The sequence below is a fragment of the Actinomadura formosensis NBRC 14204 genome (assembly GCF_001552155.1).
Lineage (GTDB): Bacteria > Actinomycetota > Actinomycetes > Streptosporangiales > Streptosporangiaceae > Spirillospora > Spirillospora formosensis.
This window is the reverse complement of record NZ_BCQQ01000009.1, coordinates 1-18,088: the sequence shown is the minus strand read 5'-3', so window position 1 is coordinate 18,088 and position 18,088 is coordinate 1. Positions and strand designations below refer to the sequence as shown.

Below are 18,088 nucleotides of genomic sequence, written 5' to 3'. Positions count from 1 at the left end.
GCTCCAGGAGATTCATACGCCTTTGTGGAGGGGGTGGGCTTAGGCTGTCCGCCGTGACGTCTGGGCAACAGGTGATCGACGGCCGTTTCGAACTGCGCGGACGGCTCGGCAGCGGCGGGATGGGCGCGGTCTGGCGCGCGTTCGACCTCGCCCTGGAACGCGAGGTCGCGTTGAAGGAGGTGCGGCTCGCCGGCACCGACACCTCCGAACTGGACCCGGACGTCGCGCAGATGCTGCGCGAGCGGGTGATGCGCGAGGCCCGCGCCCTCGCCCGCCTCCACCACCCCAACGTGGTGACCATCCACCACATCGTGGACTCCCCCGAGATGCCGCACCCGTGGCTGGTGATGGAACTCGTCCGCGGGCAGTCCCTCCAGGAGCGGCTGGCGCACGGGCCGCTGCCGCCCGCCGAGGCCGCCGCGCTGGGGCGCGGGCTGCTGGCGGCGCTGCGCGCGGCGCACGAGGCCGGCATCTGCCACCGCGACGTCAAGCCCGCCAACGTCCTGCTGCGCACGGACGGGACGCCCGTCCTCACCGACTTCGGCATCGCGGTCCTGGAGGAGACCCCCCGGCTCACCCAGACCGGCGGGCTGGTCGGCTCCCCGGAGTACATCGCGCCCGAACGGCTGCACGGCCACGAAGGCGACCCCGCCTCGGACCTGTGGTCGCTCGGCATGCTGCTGTACACGGCGGTGGAAGGCCGCCATCCGCTCCGCCGTCCCACCACGGCCGCGACACTGGCCGCCGTCATGACGGCCCCGATCCCGCCGGCCGGCCACGCCGGCCCCCTGGCACCCGTCCTGCAGGCGCTCCTGGCACGCGAACCCGCCGCCCGCCCCGCCCCCGAACAGCTCGACCATATGCTCGCCCAGGCCGCCGACCCGGGCGCCGTCCCCGCCTCCACCCCGGTCCCGCCACCCCCGCCGCCCCCGGCCTTCGCGGCGATGCCCGGCCCCGGGACCGCCCCGGCCCCGTTCCCGATGCGGACGACCGAGCCCGCGCTGAAGCGGTCACACCGATCCGGCCTGAGCCCGGTCCTGATCGCCGCCGGCGCGGTCGGCGCGGTCGCGGTTCTGCTGGCGGCCCTCGTCGTCGTCCTCCCCAAGGTCTCCGGCGGCGCCGGGCGGACGGGCGGCGCCGGCACCCCTCCCGGCGCCGCCCCCACCGGCGCCCCCACCGGCGTCCGTACCGGATCCGGCGCGAACGGCGGCGGCAGGAACGGCGGCGGCACCTCGCAGGTCACGACCCTGCTGACCCCCGCCGCCATCCGCGACGTGATCAAAAAGTTCGAGGAGGCGTCGGGCAGCAAGAAATTCGCCCAGTTCACGGTGTACGAGGACCACGCGTCCGCCGACGCTCCCGTGCCCCGGCGCCGCGCCGCCTTCGACAACTACACCTACCGGAAGGGCGCGGACGCGGCCGTACGCAGCGGCCCCAGCATCGCCATCACCACCGGCGACGCCAAAGTCGACCTCGGCGCCTTCAACTGGGACGTTCTGCCGGCGCTGATGCGCCGCGCCGACCGCACCCTCAAAGTGCCCAAGCCGACCCTCAGGTACATCATCGTGAGGGCCTCCTGGACCTTCAACGGCGGCCGGCCGACCATGTTGGTCTACCTCACCGACGACTACGGCGGCGGCTATCTCGCCGCCAACACCAAGGGCCAGGTCATCAGCACCGTCCCGTCCGATTCCTGACGCGCCCCCCGACTTCCGGCTCCGCGCGGCTTTGCAGGTTTCCCACAACTGGAGCCGCTCAGCGTGCGATGTCTGCGACATGGCGCTACGGGCCGGTAGACGGAAGGGTTGAACATCGTCCGGGGGTCGTCGTGCCGCCGCGGCGCGCACAACGCAGGTCTACAGGAGGGCTCGGTCGGTGTTCAGTCGTGTCGCCATCGTCAACCGGGGTGAGGCCGCCATGCGACTCATCCACGCCGTACGGGACATCGCAGCGGAGACCGGGACGAGGATCGAGACGGTCGCCCTGCACACCGACGTCGACCGCACCGCCACCTTCGTCCGCGAGGCGGACCTGGCCTACGATCTCGGTCCCGCGTCCGCGCGCCCGTACCTCGACCTGGAGGTGCTGGAGCGCGCGCTGGTGGAGACCGGCGCGGACGCCGCGTGGGTCGGCTGGGGCTTCGTCGCGGAGGACCCGGCGTTCGCGGAGCTGTGCGAGAAGGTCGGTGTCACCTTCGTCGGGCCGAGCGCGGAGGCCATGCGCAAGCTCGGCGACAAGATCGGCGCGAAGCTGATCGCCGAGGAGGTCGGCGTGCCGGTCGCGCCGTGGAGCCGGGGCGCGGTCGAGACCCTGCAAGAGGCCGTGGCGGCGGCGTCCGAGATCGGCTACCCGCTGATGCTGAAGGCGACCGCGGGCGGCGGCGGACGCGGCATCCGCGTGATCAGGAGCGAGGCCGAACTCGCCGACGCCTACGAGCGCACCAGCCAGGAGGCCGCGCGGGCCTTCGGCAGCGGAGTCGTGTTCCTGGAGCGCCTGGTCACCGGGGCCCGGCACGTCGAGGTCCAGGTGATCGCGGACGGCCAGGGAACGGCGTGGGCCCTCGGCGTCCGCGACTGCTCGGTGCAGCGGCGCAACCAGAAGATCATCGAGGAGTCGGCGTCGCCGGTGCTCGGGCCCGAGCAGGCGGCCGAGCTGAAGGCGTCCGCCGAACGGCTGGCCGTCGCGGTCGGCTACCGCGGCGCGGCCACGGTCGAGTTCCTCTACCACCCCGGCGACGAGCTGTTCGCGTTCCTGGAGGTCAACACCCGCCTGCAGGTCGAGCACCCGATCACCGAGGCCACCACCGGCTTCGACCTGGTCCGGGCGCAGTTGCACGTGGCGTCCGGCGGGCGGCTCGAAGGCGGGCCGCCGGCGGAGCGCGGGCACGCCGTCGAGGCCCGGCTGAACGCCGAGGACCCCGACCGCGACTTCGCGCCCGCCCCCGGCCGCATCGCGCGGCTGGACCTGCCCGCAGGTCCCGGCATCCGGGTGGACACCGGCGTCCGGGAGGGCGACACCATCCCCGCCGACTTCGACTCGATGATCGCGAAGATCATCGCCTACGGCCGCGACCGGGACGAGGCGCTCGGCAGGCTGCGCCGCGCGATGGCGCAGACCACCGTGATCATCGAGGGCGGCGCGACGAACAAGAGCTTCGTCCTGGACCTGCTCGACCGGCCGGAGGTCATCGACGGCAGCGCGGACACCGGCTGGATCGACCGCGTCCGCGCCGAGGGCGGGCTCGTCACCCACCGGCATTCCGCCGTCGCGCTGGCCGCCGCCGCCATCGAGGCGTACGAGGAGGACGAGCGCGCCGCGCGGCAGCGGCTGCTGGCGACGGCCTCCGGCGGACGCCCGCAGGTGCGGCACGAGAGCGGCCGGCCGCTCGACCTCAAGCTGCGCGGCGCCGGCTACCGGGTGCGCGTCGCGCGGGTCGGCGCGCACCGGTTCCGCGTCGGCATCGAGGCGGGCGGCCTGGTCCGCACCGCCGACGTCGAACTCGACCGCTTCGACCGGCACACCGGGCAGATCGTCGTCAACGGCGCCCGGTACCGGCTGCTCACCGGCACGCACGGGCCGGTCCACCTGGTCGAGGTGGACGGCGTGACGCACCGGGTCAGCCGCGACGAGGGCGGCGTCGTCCGCTCCCCGGCGCCCGCGCTGGTCGTCGCCACGCCGCTGGAGGCGGGCGCCGAGGTCGAGGCGGGCGCGCCGGTGCTGGTGCTGGAGAGCATGAAGATGGAGACGGTGCTGCGGGCACCGTTCAAGGCGCGGCTGAAAGAATGCGTGGTGTCCGTGGGCAGCCAGGTGGAGACCGGCGCCCCGCTGCTGCGGCTGGAGCCGCTCGCCGACGACACCGCCGAGGACACCGCGTCCGCCGGGGAGGTCGAGCTGGACCTGCCCGCCGCGCCCGGGACGGTCCCGGCGCGCAGGCGCGCCGCACGCGGCCGGGAGGACCTGCGCAGCCTGCTGCTGGGCTTCGACGTCGACCCGCACGACGAGCGCCGGGTGCTCGACGACTACCTCGCCGCGCGCCGGGCGGCCGCCGGGGACGGCCATCGGCCGCTGGCCGAGGAGCTCGCGCTCATCGACGTGTTCGCCGACCTCGCCGAGCTGAGCCGCAACCGGCCGGCGGGCGGCGACGGCGGCGGCGGTGAGGGCCACCTGCACAGCCCCCGCGAGTACTTCCACACCTACCTGCAGAGCCTGGACGTCGAGCGGGCCGGGCTGCCGGAGGCGTTCCAGGCCAGGCTCGCCAAGGCGCTCGGCCACTACGGCGTCCCCGAACTGGAGCGCTCCCCCGAACTCGAAGCCGCGGTGTTCCGGATCTTCCTCGCCCAGCAGCGCGCGTCCACCGACGCCGCGGTCATCGCGACGCTGCTGCGCGCCTGGCTGAGTGAGCCGCCGCCGGTCGAGGCGCTGCGCGAGCCCGCCGGTCTCGCGCTGGAGCGGCTGATCGCCGCGACCCAGGTCCGCTTCCCCGTCGTCTACGACCTCGCGTGCGGTGTGGTGTTCGCCTGGTTCGCCCAGCCGCTGCTGCGCCGCAACCGCGCCCGCGTCTACGCCGACATCCGCCGGCACCTGCGCCACCTGGACGCCCGCCCGGACGCGCCGGACCGCGCCGAGCGCGTCGCCGAGATGGTGCGCAGCACCGAACCGCTGGTGCGGCTGCTCGGCCAGCGGCTCTCCCGCGGCAACCCCGACAACGCGGTCATGCTGGAGGTGCTGACCCGGCGGTACTACGGCAACAAGGGGCTGACCGGCGTCCACACCAGGCGGATCGGGGGCTGCACGTTCGTCGTCGCCGAACGCGAGGGCTCGTGCCTGGTCTCCGCCGCGGTGAGCTTCGAGGCGCTCGGCGGGGCGCTGCGCGGGCTCGCGGAGCAGGCGGGCGACGGCGACGGCGGCGCCGTCGACGCCGACATCTACCTCTCCTGGGAGGGGCAGCCGGAGGACTTCGACGCGATGGCGGCCGCGCTGCACGAGGTCGTCAACGCCCACCCGCTGCCGGACCGGGTCCGCCGGCTCACCACCACCGTCGCGGGCAGCAGCGGCGCGGTGATGCACCACCACTTCACGTTCCGCCCGTCCGCCACCGGGATGACCGAGGAGCGGCTGATCCGCGGCCTGCACCCCTACATCGCACAGCGGATGCGGATGGAGCGGCTCGGCAAGTTCGACCTCACCCGGCTGCCGTCGTCGGACGAGGAGGTCTACCTCTTCCAGTGCGTGGCGCGCGACAACCCGTCCGACGACCGCCTCGTCGCGTTCGCGCAGGTGCGCGACCTGGCCGGGCTGCGCGACCACGACGGCAGGCTGCGCACGCTCCCGACGGCCGAGTACACCATCGCCACCTGCCTCGACTCGATCCGCCGCGCGCAGTCGCGGCGGCCGTCGAAGAAGCGCTTCAACACCAACCGGATCGTGATCTACGTCTGGCCGCCGAGCGACCTCACCCGCGCGGAGCTGGAGATGCTGGTCGAGCGGATGCTGCCGACGACCGCGGGCGCCGGGCTGGAGGAGATCGAGTTCATCGCGCGGCGGCGCGACCGGAAGACCGGCGAGCTGACCAAGGTCACCGTGCGCATCTCGTTCGACGCCACCGGCGGCACCAGCCTGACCGTCGGGGAGCCGTCCGCCGAACCGATCGAGCCGGTCGACGGCTACCGGCAGAAGGTGCTGCGCGCGAGCAGCCGCAACACGGTGTACCCGTACGAGCTGACCGAGGTGCTCGGCGACTTCGCCGAGTACGACCTCGATGACGACCACGCGCTGGTGCCGGTCGACCGGCCGAAGGGCCGCAACAGCGCGGCGATCGTCGCGGGTGTCGTCACCACGCCGACCCCGCGCCACCCGCGGGGCGTCACTCGGGTCGTCCTGCTCGGCGACCCGACGAAGTCGCTCGGCGCGCTGTCGGAGCCGGAGTGCCGCCGGGTGATCGCCGCGCTGGACCTGGCCGAGCGGATGCGGGTGCCGCTGGAGTGGTACGCGCTGTCCGCCGGCGCCCGGATCTCCATGGAGTCGGGCACCGAGAACATGGACTGGGTGGCGGCGGCGCTCAAGCGGATCGTCGAGTTCACGCAGGACGGCGGCGAGATCAACGTCGTGGTCGCGGGCATCAACGTCGGCGCGCAGCCGTACTGGAACGCCGAGGCGACGATGCTCATGCACACCAAGGGCGTCCTCGTGATGACGCCGGACTCGGCGATGGTGCTCACCGGCAAGCAGTCGCTCGACTTCTCCGGCGGTGTGTCGGCCGAGGACAACTTCGGCATCGGCGGCTACGACCGGGTGATGGGCCCGAACGGGCAGGCGCAGTACTGGGCGCCGAACCTGGTCGCCGCGCGGGACGTGCTGATGTCGTACTACGACCACACCTACGTCGCGCCCGGCGAGCAGGCGCCGCGCCGCGCGACGACGACCGACCCCGTCGACCGCGACGTCTCCGACTTCCCGCACACCGTGGAGGGCAGCGACTTCACCACCGTCGGCGAGATCTTCTCCGCCGCGGCCAACCCGGACCGCAAGAAGCCGTTCGACATCCGGGCCGTGATGCGGGCGCTCTCCGACCAGGACCATCCGGTCCTGGAACGCTGGGCGGGCATGGCCGACGCGGAGACCGCGGTGGTGCAGGACGTGCATCTCGGCGGCATGCCGGTGTGCCTGCTCGGCATCGAGTCGCGTGCGGTGCCGCGGCGCGGTTTCCCGCCCACCGACGGCCCGGACGCCTACACCGCGGGCACGCTGTTCCCGCAGTCGTCGAAGAAGGCCGCGCGGGCGATCAACGCGGCCAGCGGGAACCGGCCGCTGGTGGTGCTGGCGAACCTGTCGGGCTTCGACGGCTCGCCGGAGTCGCTGCGGAAACTGCAACTGGAGTACGGCGCCGAGATCGGCCGCGCGATCGTGAACTTCCGCGGTCCCATCGTGTTCTGTGTGATCTCCCGGTACCACGGCGGCGCGTTCGTGGTGTTCTCCAAGGCGCTGAACCCGAACATGACCGTCCTCGCGCTGGAGGGCTCGTTCGCCTCGGTGCTCGGCGGCGCGCCCGCCGCGGCGGTGGTGTTCTCCGGCGAGGTCAACGCCCGCACCGCGGCCGACCCCCGCGTCCGGGACCTGGAGGCCCGGGTCGCGGCCGCCACCGGTCCCGGCCGCGCCGCGCTGACCGCGGAACTCGACGAGCTTCGCGCCTCGGTCCGCGCGGAGAAGCTCGGCGAGGTCGCCGCGGAGTTCGACCGCGTGCACGACATCCGGCGCGCGGTCGAGGTCGGCTCCGTGGACGCCGTCATCCCCGCCGCGGAACTGCGCCCGCGGATCATCGAGGCCATCGAGGCCCGCCTGGGCTGACGATCGAGACCTTCGGCCCCGAGGCGGCCATGGCCGGGCTGAAGTCGCCGTCCACGAACCCGGCGTCGCCTTGCAGGCGAAATATTTCGCCTGCAAGGCGACGCCGGGTTACCGTGGAGGCATGTCGGACCCACGCGACCCGGTCGCTCAGGAAATAGCCGAGATCCCCGGGCGGATCCGGCGGCTGCGCAGGCGGCACGGGTGGACGCTGGAACGCCTGTCGGACGCGACCGGCCTTTCCAAGGCGTACCTGGGACGCCTGGAGAGCGGTGAGCGGCAGCCCTCCCTCGCGGCGTTGATGAGCCTGGCACGGGCGTTCGGCGTCGCCGTGTCGGAACTGGTGGGCCGGGACGAGGCGGGCGGCGGCTTCGTCGTGCGCGGCACCCGGGTCCGGGAGGAACACGGCAACGGGCTGCGGTTCCGGCCGCTCACCCCGCCCGCGGCCGGCGGCGGGCTGGAGGCCATGCGGGTGACCGTCCCGGCCGGACACAAGCCGGACCAGATGTACGAGCACGCGGGCCAGGAGTGGCTGTACGTCCTGTCGGGACGGCTGTCGCTGTCCCTCGGCGGCGGGAACGAGGTACTCGATCCCGGTGACGCGGCGCAGTTCGATGCGCAGATCCCGCACCGGCTGGCCGCCGCCGGCGCCGCGGACACCGAGTTGCTGCTGGTCGCGGCCCCGGTGGCCGCGCCGCTGTTCGACTCCTACCTACGGAGGACGTGATGGAGGCTCGATCCGGTGCCCGGGTCCTGACCGTCAGTGCCGGTACCGCCGGGGACCTCCCGTACCGGGGCCGCACCATCCGCAGCGCGTTCGCCAAGAAGCCCATCGACGCGCCGGTCATGGTCACCGCGCTCGGTCTGGCGGGCGACGAGCAGGGCGACCGCGTCAAGCACGGAGGACCGGACAAGGCGGTCTGCGTCTTCCCTTCCGAGCACTACCGCCACTACGAGCGGCTGCTCGGCCGCCGTCTCGACCGGCCGGCCTTCGGCGAGAACCTCACCACCTCGGGGCTGGACGAGCACGAGGTCTGCATCGGCGACGTGCTCCGCGCCGGCGGCGCCGTGCTCCAGGTCAGCCTTCCGCGCAACCCCTGCTACCGCCTCGCCGCCCGGTACGGCGCCGGGGAACTGCCGCTGTGGTTCGAACGCTGCGGGCGGACCGGTTTCTACACGCGGGTCCTCCAGGAGGGCCGGGTCCGCGCGGGAGACCGGATCGACCTGATCGACCGCCTCCACCCGTCGGCCACCCTCGCCGAGGCCAACCGCCTCATGCACCACGACAAACGCGACCTGCCGGCCATCCGGGCGCTCCTCGTGCCCGAACTCGGCCACAACTGGCGCCGCACCTTCGAGAACCGGCTGGGCGGCACGATCGAGGACCCCACCCGCCGCCGCTTCGGCCCGGCGGGCCCACCCTCCTGACCTGCCGAAAAGGTTCACCGGATCGTCATGCGCCTGCTGAACGCCCCCGCGCGGGCAGCCGCCCGGCCCTCACCCGCGCCACCGGTGAACCCTCCGAGGTCGCCGGCTACCGCGGAGTCGCCCGGAAACCCTCCGCCTGCCGAAGCCCGCCGGCGGCCACCAAAACCACGACTCGCCGGACCCTGCGCTTTCAACCTGGTTATCATCTTTGGCGCTCCCCGAACTTGCGTCGATTCGGAGGTCAGTTGCCCATCGACGACCACGGCCCGGCAGGTCACACCGCCTCTCCGCCCGAACAGGCGGATTCTGCGCCCGACACCGACGAGCAGTCCGCAGCGGCGGCCTGCGAGCCCCACTTCCACGATCCGGAAGAGTTCTTCGTCGAGTTCCTGGCCCCCATGTACCGGCGAAGGGTCGGGGACAAGTTCCGGTGGTGCGCGCAGTGGTGGAAGCACGCCGAGGCGATCTTGAGGATCACCGCGCTGTGGGAGACCTGGGAGCACTACCGGCATGAGGGGGCTCTGGGGATGTCCACCTGGCTGACCCACCACGCCACCCCCCACATGGACGTCCTGCTGTCCTCCGACGGCCCGTTCGCGACGTGCAGCCCCGAGTACCACGATCAGCAGGCCCCGCTGCCCTATCGGCTCGCGCCCGACGGCCTCTGGGCGAGCACCGCCTTCAGCGACCCGGATCGTCCGCGCCGCAAACCTCTGCCGCCGTGGTCGGACGGCCGGGACGACCTGCCGGGGGCCCGCGAGCCGGGGAGCCGCGAGGACGTGGGAACGCTCCTGCGGGAACTTGAGCAGATGATCGGCCTCGCGGGGGTCAAGGGTCAGGTCAGCACCATCGTCGATGCCATCGAGGTCGGTTTGCAGCGGTCCCGCCTCGGCCTGCGCGTGCCCAACCCCGGGCACCACCTGGTGTTCACCGGCCCCCCGGGGACCGGCAAGACCACCGTCGCGCGGCTGTACGGCCGCATCCTGGCGGCGCTCAAGGTCGTCAGCAAAGGCCATATCGTCGAGGTCGCGCGTCCCGATCTGGTGGGCCAGTACATCGGTGAGACCTCCAGGAAGACAAGAGAGAAGTTCGACAGCGCGCGGGGCGGCGTCCTGTTCATCGACGAGGCGTACGCCCTGGCCCGCTCCGACTCCGGCCGCGACTTCGGCCGCGAGGCGATCGATGTCCTGGTCAAGCTCATGGAGGACCACCGCGACGACGTCGTGGTCATCGTCGCCGGCTACGAGACGGAGATGCAGGACTTCCTCTCGTCCAATCCGGGGCTGCGCTCGCGGTTCACGCGCACCATCGCGTTCGAGGACTACACCTCGGCGGAACTGGTGGAGATCGTCGGCCTGCACGCCGCCCGCGACGGCTACTTCCTCACCCCGGAGGCCAAGAGCGGGCTGTTCTCCTACTTCGAGCTGGAGAACCGCGACGCCTCCTTCGGCAACGGACGCGCCGCACGGCAGGTCTACGAGGCCATGGTCGAACGCCAGGCGGGTCGTCTCAGGGCATCGGGACGCGCACTGTGGGAGTTGGAGCGGCAGGAACTCTCCCTCCTCACCCTCATCGACATCTCCTGAGCCGCCCGGCAGCGGATTTCCGCGGGCAGCCCTGGCGTCACGGGCGGAAGGCGGTGCTGTTCCCTGCCCGGCAGGGGGCGCGGTTCGAGACGCCCATCGGCCACGAGCGCCTCGCAGCCGTGGAGGCCGGTGTCCGTCGTATTGCCCGGCCTCATGATCCCGTCGACGAAGCCGCCAAGGCCGACTCCCAGCACGATCCCCGGCAGTCGCAGGCTGGCCGGTCCGGCGTTGGCGGCGGCCCTGGCCCCTCCCCCTCCGGACGCGAGTGCGGTGGAGCTTCGCTTCGGGACGGTGGCGAGGGGCGCGTCACCGAGAGCGGACACACGAAATGTGCGGTTCGCTCGCCAAGCTCAGGAGCCGCTCAAGTTGCCCACGCATCACCTCAGAGCTGCCCACCTGTCGCCGGAGTACGTGGTCACTCAACACGAAGAGGAGCCACGGCGCGTCCGCTCGGGTCAACAGCGCCTGGCGCTCCATGCGGACTGTAAGCAGTTCCTCGAACTTCTCAGCCCGTTGCCCCACCTCCAGAACCGTTCGGGCGTACTCGGGCGTCTGCAACAACCCGGGGATGAGCAAGGGAGCGAATGCCTTCACCGAGGACGCCTCGTGCTCAGCCTCGGCATAGGGCCGAAAGCCGGGGGCAGGACCTGGAGCTTGCCGAGCTCCTGGATCACTCCCAGATGCGGAGGAACGTCCCGTTCGTCTTGAAGAAGCCGTCGCAGTCCCGGGCGAATTCCTCGGAAGGTGCGTATTTGCCCGCCTCGATCTGGCCGATCCACTGAGGGCTGTAGCCGATCCTCTTGGCGAGCTGTGGACGGGACATACCGGCGTTTTCCCGATATGCACGTAGCTCGGTACCGTAGTACTCGGTCGGCGAGGAGGGAACGCCGGGGTCGCGGGGGCGACGGGGCATGAAATCCTCCAAGATCATAAAGCAGCACGGTTTTCCAACCGCACGCGGGGGAGTTTCTTTCGCTGTGCGTCTTGCTCTTCCAGACGATAACCCGATCACAGCAAGCTTGGGGGTGGTAACGGAGAGAAATCGCACCGAAAGTTCAATCGATCATGGACACGCCAGACCACCCCGCTGACCAGGCGTTGGCCCGACTCCGTGAGGAGTTCCAAGGGCACCGCATCTGGCGCGCAACACGCTACGACGGAAAGCTCGGCGATTGGGTCGCCACTCTGCACGACCCAAAGGCCGGTGTGGATCCGACCGTCATACGCAACACCGCAGAAGAGCTTCGCGAGGCGCTCACCGTCGAACTCAATCGCGCATCCGTCAAGAGGACATCGACCTCCACTGAGCGGGGGCGTCAGTAATGGGATTGATCGAGGCCAAGCTCTGGATGCCCCCGGCCGTTCCCTTTTCCTCCATTACGGTGCATCTCGACCGACTTGCGGAGGAAGTCGCCCGCAAAGGCTGGAAGCCCGTCCCCCGATACGACGGGCCGCACCCGCTCCTCCGCGTGTTCGCCCCGGACGTCCCGCAGTTCGGCGAGAGCATCACGCTCGTGCCCGGACTGACACCCGACATCTGGTGTTACAGGTCGAGCACGGGCGAGTACCTCGCGCCGCATACCAGGCCGACCAGCGCGGCCGAGCAGATCACTCGGATCCTCATCCGGTACGTGACCGCCGTACGCGCCGCCCGGTCACACCAGACGCGAGCGGGCGGGGTCCCCTCCCCCACTCCCCCGGCCGAACCGGACCCGTCCCACGCGCCGACGATCGCCGAGGTGCAACAGCGGTTCGCGGGTGTCATCTGCTGGTGGGGTCCCCTCACCTGCGCATGGTGGGCGATCGTCCCCGACGAACCCCAATGGAGGATCGTCAGCGCCGAGACCCCGGACGCCCTCATCCGGACGATCCTCAAGGCCCGGACACGCCGATGACCCGAAGCCGCCGCGCGGCGGGGAGGCTCCCCCGTGCCTCCCCGCCGCGCGGCTTCCATCTGCCCAGGCCCCGGCCTTCTTGTGCCCGCGCCCCTTCACCGGCGGACGACCGTCCACGAAACCAGCACGGAGCGGACGCCGCCGGGGCGGCGAAGGTCACGCGCGCCCGCCGGCGGGCGCCGACGCGGAGGTCGGCTCGTCCAGGATGAGCAGTTCCGGCTCGTGCATGAACGCCTGGACCAGGCCGACCTTCTGCCGGTTCCCCTTGGACAGTTTGCCGATCCTCCCTCCCGGGTCGAGGCCGAGGAAGCCGAACACCTCCCCCGCGTGGACGTCGAGGGACAGCCCGTCCAGCGCGCGATGGTCCAGACCATGCTCGAAGCCGCGGGCGAGGACACCCCCGCCGCCCGGCGCCTCACCGAGATGCGCGACTTCCACGGGTTCATGTTCCGCGAGTTCCCCGCCCTCATCGACCGCTGGCACGCCCAACGCGACCGGCCGCCGTCCTGATCGCGGTCATGCGGCACCGTCCCGGTACCGGACTGGCCGGAAGCGGTCATTTCAGCGCCGCCTCATGCGGAGACAACCCGGCCCCGGGCAGCCCACCACCATCGGGATATCCCCCCACCGCCGGCATAGCCCCGTCGACCCCTGCCACTCTATCGGCAGGTCAATGACAGGCATCCTTACGCATTCATCATCTGTAGTCAGCCGAAGAAAATAATTCATCTTCCGCCAAGCGGAGTTCGGCAAGGCTCACCTTGCGAAGATGAAGGCATTTTCATCTAATTCTCACCGGTTCGGTGTCTTTTGCTGCAAAACTGGCCGAATGAGGTCTCGTAAGCGCGGTTTGGTGATCACCGCGATCCTCCTTCATGTGCCGCTCGCGGGGACCACGGGTTTCCTGGACAAACGGCCGGCCCCGCCATCGCCGTTCGGCTCGGTCGTCGTGCTGTCAGGTGACATGGGCGGCCCCAACGTTGCCCCGCCGGACCGCCGCATACCGCTGCGGGAGGCGTCCGCTTCGCCGGAGCCGCAGTGCTCCCCACCGGCGAACCGGCCGTCGCGGCATTCGACGACACCGGCCCTGAGCCAGTGGAGACGGCCGATACCGCCCCCTTCCTGTCCACCGTCTCCGAGCCGGACGCTGCTGGTCAGGGGCGGTGGCGATGTCATCCATAACGGCTGAGCGGGTACTCAGGTGGCCGGTGAGCGCGCGCGTCCGGATCGTCGGATGGATGCTGCTGCTGGTCGGGGCCTCTCTGGTGGTGTCCATCGTGGGCAGCGCGGTGATCCTGAGCGGCCAGCTCGACGCCCGGGTGGTGGCCGAGCTGCGCCAGGAGGCCGATGAGTTCCGCCGTTTCGCGGTCACCACCCGCGACCCGGTGACGGGCCGGCGCTACGCCACGGGCGCGGGCCTGATCGCCGCGTTCCTGGCCGCTCATCTGCCGAGCCGGAGCATGACGTTCTTCAGCATCGTGGACGGGCGGGTGGACCGGCGAAGCCTCCACGCGCCGTCCCCGAGACTGGACAGGGACAAGGCGGTGGTGGCGCGGTTCGCCGCGGTCCGGGGCACGCAGCTCGGCTGGCTCGACTCGCCCGCCGGACGCGTCCGGTACGCGGTGATACCGGTGCAGATCAGCGGCGATCCGCATGACGCCCGGCTGGTGCTCATCTCCTTCTGGAACGGCCGGCACGACGAAGTCCTGCAGGCGACGCGGGTCTTGGCGCTCACCGGTTTCGGTGCGCTGGGAGTGGCGGGGGCCATCAGCTGGAGCGTGGCGGGCCAGGTGCTGGCACCGATCCGGCTGGTCCGCAGGACGGCCGAGCGGATCGGGGAGTCATCGGATCTGACCCGGCGGCTGGAGATCAGCGGAAGAGACGATGTCGCGGCGCTGGCGCGCACGTTCAACCACATGCTCGACAGGCTGGAACAGGCGTTCACCGTGCAGCGCCAGTTCATGAACGATGCCGGGCATGAGCTGCGCACACCGATCACGGTGATCCGCGGGCATATCGAGCTGATGGGCGAGGACCCCCGTGAGCGTGCCGCGGTGCAAGAACTGGTTCTGGACGAGCTGGACCGGATGGGACGCATCGTCGGCGACCTGCTGATGCTGGCCCAGGCGGAGCGTCCGGACTTCCTGACCCCCGAGGTGGTGAACCTCACCGACCTCACCGTCGAGGCCCTCGCCAAGGCGCATGCGCTCGGCTCGCGGAAATGGCGGCTGGCCTCGGTCGCCGAGGGGGACATCATCGCGGACGGGCAGCGGCTCACCCAGGCCCTGATGCAGTTGGCGTTCAACGCGGTGCAGCACACCCGCGACGGCGACCGGGTGGAGATCGGCTCCGCCACGCGGGACGGCCGGGTACTGCTGTGGGTCCAGGACGAGGGGCCGGGAGTGGAACCGGCGGACCGGGAACGCATCTTTGAACGTTTCACCCAGGCCGGGGCCCGCGGCGACTCGTCAAACCACAATGGCACGGGCCTTGGTCTGGCCATCGTCCGGGAAATAGCCACCGCCCATTCAGGCACCGTCCGGGCGGATGCAGCCGAGGGGGGCGGGGCGCTCTTCGTCCTGGACATCCCATGGGTGGCTCCGGCTCGAAAAAGCGAACATCGACGTGCGCGCCGCCGTCGGCGGCGGTGAGGCCCACCGAGGACGGGCGATGCCGTGGTCCCGGGGACCGATAGCGGGGGGGTTGGTCGACCCGGGACCACGGCGGTCAAAGAGACCGCCTCACAGGCGGTGGAAGGTGGTGCCGGTGGCGTCCAGCCCCCACACCGTCCCGCTGTCCACCTCGTAGTACCAGCCGTGGATCCGCAGCCGTCCGTCCTCAATCGCGAGCCGGACGTGCGGGTAGGCGTACAGCGTCTTCACCTGGGCGATCACGTTCCGCTGCACCGACTCGGGCAGCGCCGGATCGCTGGGGCTCGTGCCCAGCACGCCGTTCAGGCCCGGCTTGGCCTGCTCCAGCCAGCCGGCGACCTCGGGTAGCCCGGACAGGTCGTCGCCGCGGACGAGCGCGCCCACCGCTCCGCAGTGGGAGTGGCCGCAGACCACGATGTTGCCGACCTTGAGCACCTGGACCGCGTACTCGATGGTGGCGGCCTCCCCGGTGGGGACGCGGGGGCGGTAGGGCGGCACGATGTTGCCGGCGGTCCGCAGCTCGAACAGCTCACCCGGCCCCACGCCGGTGATGTGCGCGGGGACCACCCGCGAGTCCGAGCAGGCGATGAACAACGCCTTGGGGGACTGGCCGGACGCCAGTTTGGCGTAGTGCTCCCGGTTCCCGCCGATCCGGTGACGGAACGCCCGGGCCCCTTCATAGATCTCTTTCATACCTCTGTCCCGACTCGTAGGTAGTCGTTTGCCACCTCCAGAACGTGGCCGGGCGAGATAAGCCTGTGATGAGCCATGGATGAGGATTCGCTCATCTCGAACGGGGCCGCCATCGAAAACCCGCTCTCACCATGACCTCAGCAAAAAAATGACTCCATGCATTTCAGATTGTGAGACCCCATGTTGAGGTCACCGAAACTGTACGGACCGTGGTCGGCGCAGCTAGCACCCATTTTCCCGGGCTTCGCACATTCCAGATGAAGACGCTCTCATCCCGGATTCACCGCCGGTTCATCTTCCGCACCCAAGGTGCAGGAACGGTGAATCGGCCACCACGTGAAGCAACAAGGAAAAGGAGCATGCATGTCGACCTCCCCGCAGAGCGCCGGGCGCCACGCCCACCCCAGAGCCGGGAATCGAAATACTCCGGGGGCTGATTCGGACAAGCCGAGCAGAGCGTCGGTGCTGGGCACGGACTTCGCCGCCTCCATCGTCGTCTTCCTGGTGGCCCTGCCGCTGTGCATCGGCATCGCCGCCGCGTCCGGCGTCCCACCGGCGCTCGGCATCATCACCGGCATCGTCGGCGGCCTGATCGTCGGGTTCCTGCCGGGCAGTTCCCTCCAGGTCAGCGGGCCGGCCGCGGGTCTGGCCACGCTGGTTCTGGAGACGGTCACCAAGCACGGTGTGGGGGCCATCGGCCCCATCGTGCTCGCCGCCGGGGTGCTGCAGATCATCCTCGGAGTCTGCAAGGCCGGCCGGCTGTTCCAGGCCATCTCGCTCTCGGTCGTGCTGGGCATGCTCGCCGGCATCGGCCTGCCGCTGCTGCTCAGCCAGACCTACGCGATGGCCGACTCCAAGCAGCACGGATCCCCGCTGGCGAACTTCACCAGCCTCCCCGGGCTGGCCTCCGACGTCCTCAGCAACCCGTCCCAGCTCACGGCGCTGGCACTGGGCCTCGGCACGATCGCCCTGTGCAGCCAGTGGCACCGGGTCCCCAAGCCGGTCAGCAAGTTCCCGGCCCCGCTCGCGGCGGTCATCCTGGGGTCGCTGATCGCGGCGATTCCCGGCGTCGAGGTGCACCGGGTGGTGGTCCACAACGTGTTCGCCTCGATGCAGCTGCCCGGACTCTCCGACTTCACGGGCCTCGCCCACCCCGAGATGATCACCCTGGTGATCACCTTCACCGTGATCGCCTCCGCGGAGAGCCTGTTCAGCGCGTCCGCCGTGGACCGGATGCACAACGGGCCGCGCACGCGTTTCAACGCCGAGATGATCGCCCAGGGGGTCGGCAACACCATCGCGGGACTGCTCGGCGCGCTGCCCCTGACCGCCGTGATCGCCCGCAGCACGACCAACGTGGTCGCCGGCGCCCGGACCAAGCTGTCGCGCATCCTGCACGGCGTATGGCTGCTGGGGTTCGTGCTGCTGCTCCCCGGCCTGCTCGGCCTGATCCCGCTCGGCGTGCTCGCGGGCATCCTGGGGCACGTCGGCTGGAAGCTGTTCAACCCGAAGGCGTTCGCGAAGATGTGGCAGACCGACCGCGGCGAGGGCGCCGTGATGATCATCACCACGGTCGTCATCTTCTTCACCAACCTCCTCGAAGGCGTGATGGCCGGCCTGGCCGTCGCGGTCATCCTCGCCGCCCTGCGGCTGTCGCGGATCAGCCTGCACAAGACCATCGACGGCGACGGCGCCGCCTGGCTGGTGATGCGCGGTAACGGGACGTTCATGCGGCTGCCGCACCTGGCCGACGCCCTCGCCTCGCTCGAAGGGCATCCCCGCACCTACATCGACCTGGCCGGGGTGTCCCATCTCGACCACACCTGCCGCAACCAGGTGGAGCAGTGGGCCGACCAGCAGCGCAAGAACGGCGTCGAGCATGTCGAAGTGCTGCTGCCCGAGGATCAGCCCGAACCGGAATCACCGATGGCGGCCCGGGTCCCCCAGCGCGCCGCCTCCGGATGACACCCCCATCACGTCCGGCCAGGCCGCGGGGGCGGCGCCCCGCCGCCCCCGCACCGGCCGCCGGACACCGGCACCGGCCTCACCGGCCGACCGGATCGCGCACGTGGCGGGCCGACGCCAGACCGCTGCCCTTCACCACCGGCGGACCGGCTGCCGGGGTGCCGCAGACGGTCCCCCCACGACCACGATGAAAGGTCGCAGCCATGACCGGCTCCCTGAGCGAACCGTTCAGGGAGCCGGCCGCGGCCGTACTGATCTGTAGCACCGGCCATGTCCAACCCGGTGACCTCGGCCGCGAACGCCACCGCCCGGCCCGCTCCATGCCCGCCTCGGCCACGCGGCCAAGCCGCAGATGCCGCTTGCGGCATCGTCCTCGACCGGGCCCGCCTCCCCCGCCAGCTGCGCGTCACGGCGAACACCGCCCAGGTCTTCGCGATCACCCATCAGGGCTGGGAAGGCCCGGACTCGCCCCACCCGCCCCCCTCCCCCTGACCGGCAGGGGGCCGCTCTGGCGCACGGCCCCCTGCCC

Annotated in this window: 11 protein-coding genes and 1 pseudogene; 8 read left to right on the top strand and 4 right to left on the bottom strand. The window is 71.1% G+C overall.

What is annotated here, in order from left to right:
• Nucleotides 1–53: 53 nt before the first annotated feature.
• The 5 genes from AF1_RS03685 to AF1_RS03665 all read left to right on the top strand — a co-directional run bounded on the left by AF1_RS03685 (nt 54) and on the right by AF1_RS03665 (nt 10,355).
• Complete coding sequence (locus tag AF1_RS03685; protein WP_242608642.1) at nt 54–1,697, top strand: serine/threonine-protein kinase; 1,644 nt, start codon at nt 54–56, stop codon at nt 1,695–1,697.
• Nucleotides 1,698–1,875: 178 nt separating this feature from the next.
• Nucleotides 1,876–7,344, top strand: coding sequence for an ATP-binding protein (locus AF1_RS03680; RefSeq protein ID WP_067793566.1), 5,469 nt, complete (start codon nt 1,876–1,878; stop codon nt 7,342–7,344).
• Between the two features lie 121 nt (nt 7,345–7,465).
• The gene (locus AF1_RS03675) at nt 7,466–8,068 is read left to right on the top strand and encodes a helix-turn-helix domain-containing protein (RefSeq protein WP_067793565.1); all 603 of its coding nucleotides are present in this window, start codon (nt 7,466–7,468) and stop codon (nt 8,066–8,068) included.
• Entirely contained in the window at nt 8,068–8,769 is a 702-nt protein-coding gene (locus tag AF1_RS03670; RefSeq protein WP_067793564.1) for an MOSC domain-containing protein, read from the top strand. The genes AF1_RS03675 and AF1_RS03670 overlap by 1 nt, the downstream gene beginning before the upstream one ends.
• Nucleotides 8,770–9,014: 245 nt before the next feature.
• A complete protein-coding gene (locus AF1_RS03665) occupies nt 9,015–10,355 on the top strand; it encodes a DUF4913 domain-containing protein (protein WP_067793563.1) in 1,341 nt (446 codons plus the stop codon).
• Nucleotides 10,356–10,661: 306 nt separating this feature from the next.
• Here AF1_RS03665 and AF1_RS36975 read toward each other — a convergent pair.
• Nucleotides 10,662–10,976: pseudogene (locus AF1_RS36975) on the bottom strand (DUF5753 domain-containing protein); the annotation flags it as partial.
• Between the two features lie 49 nt (nt 10,977–11,025).
• Nucleotides 11,026–11,286: a helix-turn-helix transcriptional regulator gene (locus AF1_RS33000; RefSeq protein WP_084262415.1), complete on the bottom strand. Its 261-nt coding sequence runs from the start codon at nt 11,284–11,286 to the stop codon at nt 11,026–11,028.
• A gap of 451 nt (nt 11,287–11,737) precedes the next feature.
• On the opposite strand from AF1_RS33000, the gene AF1_RS03655 reads away from it, so the two are divergent.
• Nucleotides 11,738–12,250, top strand: coding sequence for a hypothetical protein (locus AF1_RS03655; RefSeq protein ID WP_131732428.1), 513 nt, complete (start codon nt 11,738–11,740; stop codon nt 12,248–12,250).
• A gap of 156 nt (nt 12,251–12,406) precedes the next feature.
• Here the strand turns inward: AF1_RS03655 and AF1_RS36905 are convergent, their stop codons facing one another.
• Entirely contained in the window at nt 12,407–12,688 is a 282-nt protein-coding gene (locus AF1_RS36905) for an ATP-binding cassette domain-containing protein (RefSeq protein WP_306303151.1), read from the bottom strand.
• Between the two features lie 770 nt (nt 12,689–13,458).
• On the opposite strand from AF1_RS36905, the gene AF1_RS03645 reads away from it, so the two are divergent.
• Complete coding sequence (locus tag AF1_RS03645) at nt 13,459–14,901, top strand: sensor histidine kinase (RefSeq protein WP_207393967.1); 1,443 nt, start codon at nt 13,459–13,461, stop codon at nt 14,899–14,901.
• Between the two features lie 90 nt (nt 14,902–14,991).
• On the opposite strand, the gene AF1_RS03640 is transcribed toward AF1_RS03645, so the two are convergent.
• On the bottom strand, nt 14,992–15,594 hold the full coding sequence (locus AF1_RS03640) for a carbonic anhydrase (protein ID WP_067793559.1): 603 nt from the start codon (nt 15,592–15,594) through the stop codon (nt 14,992–14,994).
• 462 nt (nt 15,595–16,056) lie between these two features.
• Here AF1_RS03640 and AF1_RS03635 point away from each other — a divergent pair, with 462 nt between their 5' ends.
• On the top strand, nt 16,057–17,559 hold the full coding sequence (locus tag AF1_RS03635) for a SulP family inorganic anion transporter (protein ID WP_067793558.1): 1,503 nt from the start codon (nt 16,057–16,059) through the stop codon (nt 17,557–17,559).
• The last annotated feature ends 529 nt before the right edge of the window (nt 17,560–18,088 follow it).